This is a genomic window from Streptomyces sp. NPDC058307, assembly GCF_042880295.1.
Taxonomy (GTDB): Bacteria; Actinomycetota; Actinomycetes; order Streptomycetales; family Streptomycetaceae; genus Streptomyces.
The window spans coordinates 140190-152140 of sequence record NZ_JBHVYZ010000013.1 but is presented as its reverse complement, the minus strand read 5'-3'; the positions used below and the strand labels follow the sequence as shown (position 1 = coordinate 152140).

At 70.2% G+C, this 11951-nt stretch carries 11 protein-coding genes and 2 pseudogenes; 7 read left to right on the top strand and 6 right to left on the bottom strand.

Annotated elements, in window-relative coordinates:
• A partial coding sequence (locus ACFVYN_RS12820) for a YihY/virulence factor BrkB family protein (protein WP_389996614.1) occupies window positions 1-504 on the bottom strand: 504 nt, incomplete at its 3' end.
• A gap of 99 nt (window positions 505-603) precedes the next feature.
• On the bottom strand, window positions 604-828 hold the full coding sequence (locus tag ACFVYN_RS12815) for a hypothetical protein (RefSeq protein ID WP_389996612.1): 225 nt from the start codon (window positions 826-828) through the stop codon (window positions 604-606).
• 240 nt (window positions 829-1068) lie between these two features.
• On the opposite strand from ACFVYN_RS12815, the gene ACFVYN_RS12810 reads away from it, so the two are divergent.
• Window positions 1069-1467 (top strand): hypothetical protein, encoded by a 399-nt coding sequence (locus ACFVYN_RS12810; protein WP_389996609.1) that lies wholly within the window; start codon window positions 1069-1071, stop codon window positions 1465-1467.
• Between the two features lie 62 nt (window positions 1468-1529).
• On the opposite strand, the gene ACFVYN_RS12805 is transcribed toward ACFVYN_RS12810, so the two are convergent.
• Entirely contained in the window at window positions 1530-1934 is a 405-nt protein-coding gene (locus ACFVYN_RS12805) for an ArsR/SmtB family transcription factor (RefSeq protein ID WP_389996606.1), read from the bottom strand.
• 108 nt (window positions 1935-2042) lie between these two features.
• Here ACFVYN_RS12805 and ACFVYN_RS12800 point away from each other — a divergent pair, with 108 nt between their 5' ends.
• From ACFVYN_RS12800 to rpmF, 6 genes and pseudogenes are all read left to right on the top strand, one after another.
• Window positions 2043-4022, top strand: a complete 1980-nt coding sequence (locus ACFVYN_RS12800; protein ID WP_389996603.1) for a heavy metal translocating P-type ATPase — start codon at window positions 2043-2045, stop codon at window positions 4020-4022.
• Window positions 4019-4455: pseudogene (locus ACFVYN_RS12795) on the top strand ((2Fe-2S) ferredoxin domain-containing protein). The gene ACFVYN_RS12800 and the pseudogene ACFVYN_RS12795 overlap by 4 nt, the downstream one beginning before the upstream one ends.
• Before the next feature lie 371 nt (window positions 4456-4826).
• Entirely contained in the window at window positions 4827-5762 is a 936-nt protein-coding gene (locus ACFVYN_RS12790) for a metal ABC transporter solute-binding protein, Zn/Mn family (RefSeq protein ID WP_389996599.1), read from the top strand.
• 74 nt (window positions 5763-5836) lie between these two features.
• Window positions 5837-6661: a metal ABC transporter ATP-binding protein gene (locus tag ACFVYN_RS12785; protein WP_389996631.1), complete on the top strand. Its 825-nt coding sequence runs from the start codon at window positions 5837-5839 to the stop codon at window positions 6659-6661.
• On the top strand, window positions 6658-7539 hold the full coding sequence (locus ACFVYN_RS12780) for a metal ABC transporter permease (RefSeq protein WP_389996595.1): 882 nt from the start codon (window positions 6658-6660) through the stop codon (window positions 7537-7539). The genes ACFVYN_RS12785 and ACFVYN_RS12780 overlap by 4 nt, the downstream gene beginning before the upstream one ends.
• A 48-nt stretch (window positions 7540-7587) precedes the next feature.
• Window positions 7588-7671 (top strand): annotated as a pseudogene (rpmF, locus tag ACFVYN_RS12775) (50S ribosomal protein L32); the annotation flags it as partial.
• A 68-nt stretch (window positions 7672-7739) separates the two neighbouring features.
• Here rpmF and ACFVYN_RS12770 read toward each other — a convergent pair.
• The 3 genes from ACFVYN_RS12770 to ACFVYN_RS12760 form a co-directional block, all read right to left on the bottom strand.
• Window positions 7740-8468, bottom strand: coding sequence for a TIGR03943 family putative permease subunit (locus ACFVYN_RS12770; RefSeq protein ID WP_389996592.1), 729 nt, complete (start codon window positions 8466-8468; stop codon window positions 7740-7742).
• Complete coding sequence (locus ACFVYN_RS12765; protein ID WP_389996589.1) at window positions 8465-9484, bottom strand: permease; 1020 nt, start codon at window positions 9482-9484, stop codon at window positions 8465-8467. Before ACFVYN_RS12765 ends, ACFVYN_RS12770 begins: the two co-directional genes overlap by 4 nt.
• A 156-nt stretch (window positions 9485-9640) precedes the next feature.
• Window positions 9641-11710: a putative Ig domain-containing protein gene (locus tag ACFVYN_RS12760; RefSeq protein WP_389996586.1), complete on the bottom strand. Its 2070-nt coding sequence runs from the start codon at window positions 11708-11710 to the stop codon at window positions 9641-9643.
• Between the last annotated feature and the right edge of the window lie 241 nt (window positions 11711-11951).

Sequence of the window (11951 nt, the reverse complement as noted above, 5' to 3'; positions counted from 1 at the left end):
GCCCTCCGGCATGTCGTAGACCCGGTTGGCCGAGCGGATGAACGCGGCCACGTACCCGGACGCCGACCACACCGCCAGCACGATGCCGACGATCGCCATGACCGACCCGACACCGGCGTTGCCCTGCAGCTGCTGGACGGCCCCCGTGATGATGTCGCGGGCCGAGCCCGGAGTGAACTGCTTGAGATTCTTCAGCACCGTGTCCGTGGCGGACTTGCCGGTCAGGCCGAGCATCGACACCAGGACCAGCAGGGCCGGGAAGAGCGACAACAGGCCGTAGTAGGTCAGCGCCGCGGCCCGGTCGGTCAGTTCGTCGTCCTTGAACTCCCGCAGGCTGCCCCGCAGCACCGCCCCCCACGCCGTCTTCGGCAGCTGCGACGGTGTGTCCGGCGCACGCTCCTCCACCGCGGGCCCGGGGCCCACCTCCTCGGACGACGGGACCTCGCGCTCCGGAGCCTCGTCGCCGCCGTGATGGTCTTTGCGTCCAGGAAGATGCAGCTTCATGACGGCCGAGTACCCCAGGACATCCACCCAATCAGGACACCGGTGAAGTCCGCCGACGTCCTCACCGGCTCGGCCCGCCCCACCGTCCCGGAAGCGACGTCACGCCGCGTCGAGGTCTTGCGCGGGCTGCTCGGCCGGACTGTGCTCGGTGCGGGACGGACTGTGCTCGGTGCGGGACGGGGCCGCGTCAGGGACCAGCCGCAGATGACGCCCCTTGGCATGGCGGGGCGTGGGCGGCCCGGCCGACAAGCGGTCCTCGATGCGGTCCATGGCGTACAGCAGCGCCCCCAAGGCGGGCAGCAGCGACAAGGCGACGGCGATCACAAGGCAGGTTCCCTCCCGGCGACAACGTCCAGCCGGGTTCCCCTGAGCGGCCGCCCAAGCCCCCCGAATCGGAAGCCGCCCGCTTCTCACCTCAACCGCCTTCCCTCAAACCCTGCTGCCGCAGAACGCCGACGGCCTGGAACAGACCGACTCCCCCGCATAGCCTCGGACGCACTCGGTAAGGGAGTCGGCGCCCGGCTTTCCCTCACGCCCGCATCCTCCCTGGGGGAGAGTTGATCCATGACTGCTCTTCTGCAAGACATAGTCAGTTCGTCCGAATGGATGGCGAACGCCCTCCGAAATTCGGGCTACCGCGCGGACTTTTCCCCGGACAGCCTGGCGGAGATCGATCGTTTCATGGACGATCACTCGTCCGGTGGGGGCGCCCGTGCCGGTGGTCTTCTTGCCGATGGTCCGGGGCAGAAACTTTTCGCTCTTGGTGCGTACGTCGGTGAGACGATTCGCCGCGAACGCGGTGGCGTCTGGCAGGCCGACGAAGATGATCCGCGTGGAGAGATCAACGTCGAACTGCATCTCGCCGAAGGTGTCGTGATCTGGCCGGTCCAGCGGGTGATGAAGCGTTTCAAGAATGGAGCGGAGGACGGCATTGCCGTCTACGGTTCCATGATCGGGCGATAAAAAGCGTCCCAGCGGGCGGATTGAAACGGCTGCCCTGGCACCGGCACCGGCTCACCCCGACGTCAGATCCTCCGGACGGCCACGGTTTCACGTTCCGGCTCCGCGTCGGTCTCGCCGGTGTCGCTCAGGCCCAGGCGGAGATGCTCGACGTGATAGAGGGCCTGGTCGAGGAGTTCGGCCACGTGGTTGTCGTAGAGGGAATAGACCACGGAGCGGCCGCGTCTGGTGCCGACGACCAGGCTGAGGTTGCGCAGCAGACGCAGTTGGTGGGAGCAGGCCGACTGTTCCATGCCGACTTCGGCGGCCAGTTCGGTCGCCGGCAGCGGGCCCTCCCGCAGCCGGGCGAGGATGAGCAGACGGGACGGGGTCGCCAGCGCCTGCAAGGTCGTGGCGACCTTGGCGGCACTGGCCGCGTCCAGGCGTGCACGAGGGACGCTTCCGGCAGGCGGTGCGGCTCCATGACCCATGCGCTCAGGGTACGGCAAGATCCCATGAACACATGAATCGGTCTTCATTCGTTCCTGTTACGGTGGTGGGGTCGGACCAGGCCCCCATCCGTGAAGGAACCCCTGTCGATGTCTGCCACTCTCACCCGCCCGGCCCCACCCGGCGGTGCCGCCCGCGAGACGGTCGCACCCCGGCGGCGTACCCGGATCTTCGCGCTGCCCGAGGCCCGGTGGGCGGCCGCGGCCCTGGCGCTGTTCCTGATCGCGCTGCCGCTGTACGCGTCGGGTGCGCCGGGCTGGTCGTGGGGTTCGCTGTTCGCTGCCGTCTACGTCACCGGCGGCTGGGAGCCCGGCTGGGCCGGCCTCGAGGCGCTCAAGGGCAAGACGCTGGACGTGGACCTGCTGATGGTGGTCGCGGCCCTGGGTGCGGCGGCGATCGGGCAGGTGCTCGACGGGGCGTTGCTGATCGTCATCTTCGCCACCTCCGGCGCGCTGGAGGCGATCGCCACCGCCCGCACCGCCGACTCGGTGCGCGGGCTGCTGGACCTCGCTCCCGCCACGGCCACCCGCCTCACGGGCGACGGCGAGGAGAGCGTGCCCACCGAGCAACTGCGCATCGGTGACACGGTCCTGGTGCGGCCCGGCGAGCGGATCGGTGCCGACGGCCGGGTCCTGGACGGGGCGAGCGAGGTCGACCAGGCCACCATCACCGGGGAACCGCTGCCGGTGGCCAAGCACGAGGGCGACGAGGTCTTCGCCGGCACGCTGAACGGCACCGGCGCGCTTCGCCTGACGGTCGAGCGGGCCCCGTCCGACTCGGTGATCGCGCGCATCGTGGCCATGGTCGAGGAAGCCTCCGAGACGAAGGCCCCCACCCAGCTGTTCATCGAGAAGATCGAGCAGCGGTACTCGATCGGCATGGTCGCGGCCACGGTGGCGCTGTTCGTCGTGCCGCTGCTCTTCGGCGCCGAGCTGCAGTCCACGCTGCTGCGGGCGATGACCTTCATGATCGTCGCCTCCCCCTGCGCGGTGGTGCTGGCCACCATGCCGCCGCTGCTGTCCGCGATCGCCAACGCCGGGCGGCACGGGGTGCTGGTGAAGTCCGCCGTGGTCATGGAGCGGCTCGGGCAGGTGAGCGCCGTCGCGCTGGACAAGACCGGCACCCTGACCGAGGGCACCCCGCGTGTGACCGACATCCGCCCGCTGCCCGGCTCCGGCCTGGACGAGAACGCCCTGCTCCAGCTCGCGGCGGGGGCCGAGCATCCCAGCGAGCACCCGCTGGCCCGCGCCGTCGTCGACGCCGCCCGCACCCGCCACCTCGCCATCCCGGTCGTGGAGGACTTCACCTCGGCCCCCGGCACCGGCGTGACGGCGACCGTCCGGGGCCGCACTGTGGCGGTCGGCAGCCCCGCCCGGCTACTGGACGGCAGGGACCACCCGGCGGCTACGGCGGTCGCCGATCTGGAGGAGGACGGCCGCACCGCGGTGCTCGTGCTGGCCGACGGCACCCCGGTCGGCGTGCTCGGCATCGCCGACCGGCTGCGTGCGGAGGCCGCAGGCACCACCGCCGCGCTGGCTGAACTGACCGGCACCGTGCCGGTGCTGGTCACCGGCGACAATCCGCGCGCCGCGACCCGGCTCGCCAAGGAGGTCGGCATCACCGACGTGCGCGCGGGTCTGCTGCCGCAGGACAAGGTCGCCGCCGTACGGGAGCTGGAGCAGTCGGGACGGAGGGTGCTGATGGTCGGCGACGGCGTCAACGACGCGCCCGCGCTGGCCGCGGCCCACACCGGCATCGCCATGGGCCGCGCCGGATCCGACCTGGCCCTGGAGACCGCCGACGCCGTCGTGGTGCGCGACGAACTCGCCACCGTCCCCACCGTCGTCGCGCTCTCCCGCCGCACCCGCCGCCTGGTCCTGCAGAACCTCGCGATCGCCGGCGGGTTCATCACCGGCCTGGTCGTCTGGGACCTGGTCGGCAACCTGCCGCTGCCGCTGGGCGTCGCCGGACACGAGGGTTCCACCGTCATCGTCGGCCTCAACGGCCTGCGCCTGCTGGCCGACGGCGCCTGGCGCCGCGCCCGCACCGACACCGGAATCAGCCAGTGAGCCGCCGCGGCCGTAAGAGCACCGCCCCCGCCGGCGCGGGGGCGGTCCGCTGCAAGGTCACCGTCTGCCGTGGCTGCTGCTGCGGAACGGCGAAGATCCCGGCGTGGACCACGCCGCCCAGCTCGCCGGCCTGCGCCGGGCACTCGCCGACACCGCCCAGGCGCGGGTGACCGGCTGCCTGGACGCCTGCGAGCACGCCAACGTCATCGTCGTCCAGCCCTCCGCCGCAGGCCGGGCCGCCGGCGGGCGCCCGGTCTGGCTGGGCCTGGTCAACGACCCGGATGCCACCGACGACAGCGCCGCCTGGATCGCCGCAGGCGGCCCCGGCCTCGCGGACCCGCCCGGCGTGCTCGACCTGTACGCCTTCACTGCGTGCGCTGGAGCGGGCGGACACGTCGACGTCGTACGCGACCGGACCGGCGAACGGCTGTAGCGGCCCCGGCCCGCCGACGGACATCGGCACTACCTGGTCTGCCGCCGTTGCGGCTCAGCCGGACCGTGGACGCAGAGGGCCGTCGAGCACTGGGCGGACGGCGTGGCAGGGGCCACCGGCTTCGCCGAGGTGGACCACACCGTCGAGCTCACAGGGATCTGCGAGCAGTGCCAGCCGGGCGAGCGCGCCGCCCGTTCATGGCCGGCCCGCACAGCGGGGTCAAGGCTTGGCAACGATTTTCATAACAGCTAGATCCAGTCATGGTACTGAAATTCGTTTCCATCTAGGGTTCGAGCAACCGGTCCGGTCCGGACCGAGGCGACCTGCCCACTCACGAACACCTTCCTGTTCGCACCCGCCGTGGAGGACCCATGCGCACGCCCTCGTCCCGACGTCTCGCGCTGATAACCGGCGCCTCCCTGGCCCTGCTGACCGGCTGCGGCAGTTCGTCGGACTCCTCGAGCGACGGGAGCACCTCGCAGGGCTCGAAGTCCTCGTCCACGATCCCGGTGGTCGCCTCGACGAACGTCTACGGCGACATCGCACAGCAGGTCGGCGGCGACAAGGCCGACGTCGCGTCGATCATGAGCAACCCCGACCAGGACCCGCACTCCTACGAGGCCAACACCCAGAACCAGCTCACCCTGTCCAAGGCGAAGGTCGTCATCGAGAACGGCGCCGGCTACGACGACTTCGTCGACCGGATGCTCAAGAGCAGCAACTCCTCCGCCGAGGTGATCAACGCGGTCAGGGTCTCCGGCAAGACCGCCCCGAAGGGCGGCGAGCTCAACGAGCACGTCTGGTACGACTTCCCTACCGTCGCCAAGATCGCCGACCGGATCGCCGCAGCCCTGGGCAAGGCCGACTCCGCGGACGCCGCGACCTTCACCAAGAACGCCGAAGCCTTCAAGGCGAAGCTCAAGCCGCTTGAGACCAAGGAAGCGGACATCGAGAAGAAGCACGGCGGCGAGGCCATCGGCATCACCGAACCCGTACCGCTGTACATGACCGAGGCCAGCGGCCTGGTCAACAGGACGCCCCCGGAGTACAGCGCGGCGATCGAGGAAGGCGACGACGTCTCCCCCAAGGTCCTCCAGGAGACCCTCGCGCTGTACAGCGGCAAGCAGGTCAAGGCACTGGTCTACAACGCCCAGACGTCCGGACCCCAGACCCAGAAGGTCGAGGACGCGGCCAAGGCGGCCGGCATCCCCGTTGTCCCGGTCACCGAGACCCTGCCCAAGGGCAAGGACTACCTCGGCTGGATGACCGCCAACGTCGACGCGCTCGCGAGCGCGCTGGACAAGTGAGGCGGCCGGACGTGGCCCCCGTACCCCGCGCACGACAGGACAGCTCGACGGCCGGCGACGCCGGCACTCCCCCGGTGATCAGTCTGCGCGACGCCGCCCTGTCCTACGGCCCGCGCGTGGTGTGGCGGGACCTCGAACTCGACGTACGGCCCGGGGAGTTCCTCGCGGTGCTCGGCCCGAACGGATCGGGCAAGACCAGCTTCGTCAAGGCCCTGCTTGGCCGGCAGCCGCTGTCCGCGGGCACGTTGACCGTCCTCGGCCGGCCGCCCCGCGAGGCGAGCCGGCACATCGGTTACGTCCCCCAGCAGGCGGCGCTGTCCGCGCACGCCATGCTCCGCGCCCGCGACCTCGTGCGCTTCGGGATCGACGGGCACCGCTTCGGTCTGCGGCTGCGCACGACGACGGTCCGCCGCCGCGTGGAGGAGATCCTGGAGTCGGTGGGAGCCTCCGCCTACGCCGACGTGCCCATCACCCTGCTGTCCGGCGGGGAACGCCAGCGCGTACGCATCGGCCAGGCCCTGGCGACCGACCCGCGCATCCTGCTGTGCGACGAGCCGCTGCTCTCCCTCGACCTCAACCACCAGCGGGCCGTCACCGAGTTGGTGGACGCCCGCCGCCGCTCCCACGGCACGGCAGTGGTCTTCGTGACCCACGAGATCAACCCGGTGCTCGGCCTGGTCGACCGGGTGCTCTACCTGGCACCGGGCGGCCACCGGATCGGTACACCGGATGAGGTCATGACGTCCGAGTCGTTGTCCCAGCTGTACGGCACGCAGGTCGACGTCGTCCGCGTCCGCGGCCGCGTTGTGGTCGTCGGCGCTCCCGACGAGCCGGCGGTGGAGCCGCACCATCCCGAGGAGCCCCTCGTAGCCCACGATACCGACGGAGCACGGCCATGACGCTCGCCGACGGGATCTGGCACCAGATCTTCAGTTTCGACAACTACGGCGAACTGCTGGCGCTGGTCCGCAACTCCCTCATCGCCGGTGTCGCACTGGGCCTGATCGGCGGCCTGGCAGGCGTGTTCGTCATCATGCGCGACCTGCCCTTCGCGGTGCACGGCATCAGCGAGCTGTCCTTCGCGGGGGCCTCGGCGGCGCTGCTGCTGGAGACGAACGTCGTGGTGGGTTCCATCGTCGGCTCGCTCCTCGCGGCCGGCACGATCGGCGTGCTCGGCGTGCGTGCCCGGGACCGCAACTCGGTGATCGGCATCCTCATGCCCTTCGGCCTCGGCCTCGGCGTGCTCTTCCTCGCCCTGTACAAGGGCCGTGCCGCCAACAAGTTCGGCCTGCTCACCGGCCAGATCGTCGCCGTGGACACCCCGCAGACGACCTGGCTGCTCGGCACCTCCGCGGTGGTGCTCATCGCCCTGATGGCCATGTGGCGGCCGCTCACCTTCGCCAGCTCCGACCCGGACGTTGCAGAAGCGCGCGGCGTGCCGGTGCGCACGCTGTCGTTCGCGTTCATGCTGACGCTCGGCCTGGCCGTGGCCCTCTCGATCCAGGTCGTCGGTGCGCTCCTGGTCCTCAGTCTTCTCGTGACCCCCGCGGCTGCCGCCGCCCGCGTCACCGCGTCTCCCGTGCTGCTTCCCCTGCTCAGCGTGGTCTTTGCCGTCGTCTCCATCGAGGGCGGAATCCTGCTCGCCCTGGGCAGCAGCATCCCCATCAGCCCCTACGTCACCACGATCTCCTTCACCATCTACGCCGTCTGCCGACTGGCGGGCAGCCACCGCACCCGACGGTGGGGAGCCAGGAGGGCAAGCCGGCGACCCGCCTGACCGCCAGGACGGCAACCTTCTCGAAGCTCACTCGTCCCGGAGGACTCCATGGCTGTTCCCAAGCGGAAGCTGTCCCGCAGCAACACCCGCCGCCGCCGCGCGCAGTCGTGGGGGCCGGCACTCCGGCCGGTTGGCACCGGCCGGAGCCGGGGCCCGCGCCGGTGAACTTTGGCAGGACCTCTGCAAGCGCCTGTGCGGGGCTAGGAGGGCACGAGAGGAAGGTCGTCGGTGTAGGCGTTGACCGGCGGGGAGATCCGGCGGACGGTCCGGATGTCGAGGGCGGCGGCCGCGGACTTCGTGCCGAGCGTGCCGCCGGGGTGCCAGGTACCGGTCACCGCCAGCCAGGTGTTGGCGGGCGGCGCCGTGGTGCCGTACGCGCGGACCTTGACGGGGCGCGCATCGGCTGCGCAGCACGTGAAGATGATCCGGGTCAGGTCCCAGGCGCCGCTCTGTCCGATCGGTGTGACGAAGCCGGTCAACTGGACGGTGCGGCCCTTGATGACCGTTTCGCGGTCCTGCTGGACCCGGGTGGTGAAGTCCGTGAGGGTCATGGGGAGCGGCGAGTCGGCGGGCAGCGGATCGAACTTCTTCTGCTCCTTGACCACTGAGCCACTGGAACGTCCCGCGGTGTACGCGCCGAGGGCCGGCGGGGCGTAGAAGACGAGGCTGAGCGCGGGGAGGAACAGCAGCCACGCGATGCGGGGCGCCGTGCTGTGGTCGTGGCCGTGAGCATGGCCGTGATGTTCGTTGCGGCCTTTGTCCATGGCCGCGCCCGCCAGGGCGAGGAGCAACAGCAGCACCCCGGAGACGATCAGCAAAGGGCGCAGCCCTTCCTTTACATAGCGCAGGTAGAGGTCGGTGAACAGAGCGGAGTGCAGCAGGCCGAGACCCATCAGGGCCAGCAGCACCACCTGTGCGTGGCGTTTCACAGGAGCGCGCCTCCGATCAGGGCGGTGGCGGCAACCGCCACGACGGTGGTGGCGGAGGAGAAGCGCCACGCGAAGGCCCGGCCGAAGGTTCCCGCCTGAAGGGCGATCAGTTTCAGGTCGACCATCGGGCCGACCACCATGAACGCCAGCCGGGCGGTCGGCGAGAAGCCGGTGAGGGAGGCGGCGACGAAGGCGTCGGCCTCCGAGCACACGGCGAGTACGACGGCGAGGGCGGCCAGGAAGAGCACCGACAGCCAGGGCGATCCCGAGAAGGTGTCCAGGACGGAGCGCGGTACGGCCACATTGAAGGTTGCCGCTGCCATCGCGCCGAGTACGAGAAATCCGCCGGCATGCAGGAAGTCGTGCTGGAAGCCGAGGCGGAACTCCCTCCATCGACTGCCGCCGGGCTGATGCCCGGTGTGCCGCACGGCGGTTCGCAGCCATTCCTCCTTGCCCAGCCAGAGCCAGAGCCAGCCCATGACGGCGGCGGTGGCCAGTGAAGCGAGCAGCCGGGCGGCGACCATGACCGGGTTGCCCGGAAAGGCCACCGCCGTCGCGGTCAGCACCACGGGGTTGATCGCGGGCGCCGAGAGAAGGAAGGCGAAGGCCGCCGCCGGAGTCACTCCCCGTCGGATGAGGCTGTTCGCGACGGGCACGGAGGCGCACTCGCAGCCCGGCAGGACCGCCCCGGCAAGACCTGCCACCGGTACGGCAAGAGCGGGACGCCGAGGCAGCACCTTGGTGAACAGGGCGGCCGGCACGAAGGCGTTGATCGCACCGGACAGGGCTGTGCCCAGCAACAGGAAGGGCAACGCCTGCACGGTGATGGCCAGGCAGACGGTACGCCACGCGGCGACGGCAGGCCGCTGGGGCCACGAGGTACCGGCGAGGGTGAGCACCGCCGCCAGGCCGATCGCCGCCAGTACACCGCCCACGAGAGGCCAGGGCAGTGCCCTGCGTCGTTGTGCCCCGGCCGACGAAGTCGCTTCGGCGGACGGGATGACCTCACTGACCATTTAATCCGCTTTCATACGTTTACCCTGCAAGTCGATCTCATTGGCAAAGGTAAGCATTGAATACGGACAGAGCCGGGCGTACACGCCGCCTGTATAACGGGTGTCCCGCACGCGGACGTTCTCCGCGTGCGGGATCGGGTGTTCCCCTCGGGTGGGTCAGCTGGTCGTCACGGCGGTGTCGTCCAGGACGAAGCTGGTCTGGAGGGAGGAGTCCTCCACCCCGTTGAACTTCAGGGTGACGGTGGAGCCGGCGTACGAGGACAGGTCGAAGGACTTCTGGGCGTACCCGGAGGCCTTGTTGAGGTTGGAGTAGGTGGCCAGGGTCGTCGAGCCCGCGGTGACCGTCAGCTTGTCGTACGCGCTGCTGGTCGAGGTCTCCGCGGTGTCGATGTGCAGGTAGAAGGTGAAGGTGGCCTTGCAGCCGCTCGGCACGGTCACCGACTGGGAGAGCGTGTCGGTGTGCGCGGAGCCGTAGCCGTCCAGCCAGGCGTAGTAGGAACCGGCGTGTGCCGCCTCGCTGGTGGAGTTGGTGATGACCCCGCTGGAGCCGGTCCAGGTGGTGTTGCCGGATTCGAAGCCGGCGTTGCCGAGCAGCTGGGCCGAGGTGCAGGTGCCGCTGGCGGAGCCGACGGTCCAGGTGAAGGAGGTCGAGCTGGAGGCGCCGGTGGAGTCCTTCGCGGTGACGGTGACCTGGTAGGTGCCCGCGGTGGACGCCGTTCCCGTGATCTTGCCGGTCGAGCTGCTGATGGACAGGCCGGCCGGCAGGCCGGAGGCGCTGTAGGTGAGGGCCGCACCCGCGCTGTCACTCGCGCTGATCTGCAGGCTGACCGAGCCGCCGGTCGTCGTCGACTGGCTGCCCGGGTTGGTGACGGTCACCGTGTTGCCGGTGCTGGTGCCCGAGGTGAAGGCGGTGGTGCCGTTGGGGGTGCCCCAGCCGGTCGGACCGTCGTAGCCGGTGGTCGCGGTGCAGAAGTACGAGGTGGAGCAGGAGCCGTTGTTGCCGCTGGTCACGTCGTACAGGTTGGAGGTGTGGGAGTAGGGGTACTTCGCCGGGTAGTCGCTGGAGCCCGGGGTGCCCGCGAGGGCGTAGACGCCGGCGACGATCGGGGCGGAGGCGCTGGTGCCGCCGTAGACCGCCCAGCCGGAGCCGCCGTAGGTGTCGTACACGGCCACACCGGTCGCGGGGTCGGCGACGGCGGAGACGTCGGCCTCCATCCGTTTGGTGCAGCCGGTGTCGGTCTGCCAGGTCGGCTTCGGGTCGTAGGCGGAGCAGCCGGAGCCGGTGCCCTCGGTGGAGCTGGTCTTCCACACGGACTCGGTCCAGCCGCGGGAGTTGGAGGACGTGGACAGCGCGGTGCCGCCGACTGCCGTCACGTACTGGGAGGTTGCCGGGTACTCGGCGCCGTAGGCGGAGTCACCGGAGGAGACGGTGATCGCGACGCCCGGGTGCTTGAAGTACGAGGTGTCCTCGCTGGTCTGGGAGGAGGACTCGGAGCCTCCCCAGCTGTTGGAGACGAACTTGGCGCCGAGGGAGACGGCCTCGTTCTCGGCTATGCCGAGGTCGGAGTCGTTGGCGGAGCTGGCCTCGACGAGGATGATGCTGCAGTTCGGGCAGACGGCGCTGACCATGTCGAGGTCGAGGGCCTCCTCGCCGGCCCAGCCGCTGTCGTTGGTCGGCAGCGAGGTGGTCGAACCGGTCTGGCTGACCTGCTTGAAGCAGCCGTTGGCCTTGGTGCAGGCGGACAGGCCGTAGGTGGAGCGGTAAGTGCCGAGGTCCGACTCGGCGTTGGGGTCGTTGTAGGCGTCGACCACGGCGACCGTCAGGCCGCTGCCGCCGCTGGTGGGCAGGTTGTAGGCGCTGTGCAGGTTGGCCGGGGAGAGGCCGGAGGGGGCCGCGGCGGCGAGCGCCGAGGCGAGGCGCTGCTTGATGTCGGTGCGGCGCTGGGCGAAGCAGGACGCGTGGCCCGGCTCGGCGGTGGCGCACAGGTGGGTGGTGGGTACCTTCTGGCCGGCCTTGCCGGTGGAGTGGAAGGTCTGACGCGCGGGGTCGGTCAGCGCCTTGTTGTTCTGCGTGACCTTGGTGGTGTGCGGGTGGGCGGTGGCGGGCTGGGCGCCGGCCCCCGGTGCCGCGACGAGTCCGGCGACGGTGAGGGCGAGGGCCGGGAAGGAGACGGCGAGGAGTCTTCGCAGACTCCGTCTCCGCTTGCTCAGACGTGACTCACGCATGGGGTTCTGCCTCCGTTGACGTGGGGATGCGCACTGGATTGGCAGGCCCGTGACGCGCGTAGCGGCGGCGAAACCGCGCCGTCATGAGCATGACATTCAACCCGCCATGACCGGATGAGAGCGACATGACAGGGTGCGAGAGGAACGTAAATCCGAGGCGGGCGAACCGGCAGTGCCGCAAGGGATTCTTTGCTCCGCCATAGGATGAGAATGGCCACTTCATTGGAGGCGACTGGGGCGG

What these genes read in the sequence shown, in the direction of transcription:
- ACFVYN_RS12810 (WP_389996609.1), top strand. Translation starts at nt 1,069, where the DNA reads ATGACTGCTCTTCTGCAAGACATAGTCAGTTCGTCCGAATGGATGGCG.
- ACFVYN_RS12805 (WP_389996606.1), bottom strand. Translation starts at nt 1,934, where the DNA reads ATGGGTCATGGAGCCGCACCGCCTGCCGGAAGCGTCCCTCGTGCACGC.
- ACFVYN_RS12800 (WP_389996603.1), top strand. Translation starts at nt 2,043, where the DNA reads ATGTCTGCCACTCTCACCCGCCCGGCCCCACCCGGCGGTGCCGCCCGC.
- ACFVYN_RS12790 (WP_389996599.1), top strand. Translation starts at nt 4,827, where the DNA reads ATGCGCACGCCCTCGTCCCGACGTCTCGCGCTGATAACCGGCGCCTCC.
- ACFVYN_RS12780 (WP_389996595.1), top strand. Translation starts at nt 6,658, where the DNA reads ATGACGCTCGCCGACGGGATCTGGCACCAGATCTTCAGTTTCGACAAC.
- ACFVYN_RS12765 (WP_389996589.1), bottom strand. Translation starts at nt 9,484, where the DNA reads ATGGTCAGTGAGGTCATCCCGTCCGCCGAAGCGACTTCGTCGGCCGGG.
- ACFVYN_RS12760 (WP_389996586.1), bottom strand. Translation starts at nt 11,710, where the DNA reads ATGCGTGAGTCACGTCTGAGCAAGCGGAGACGGAGTCTGCGAAGACTC.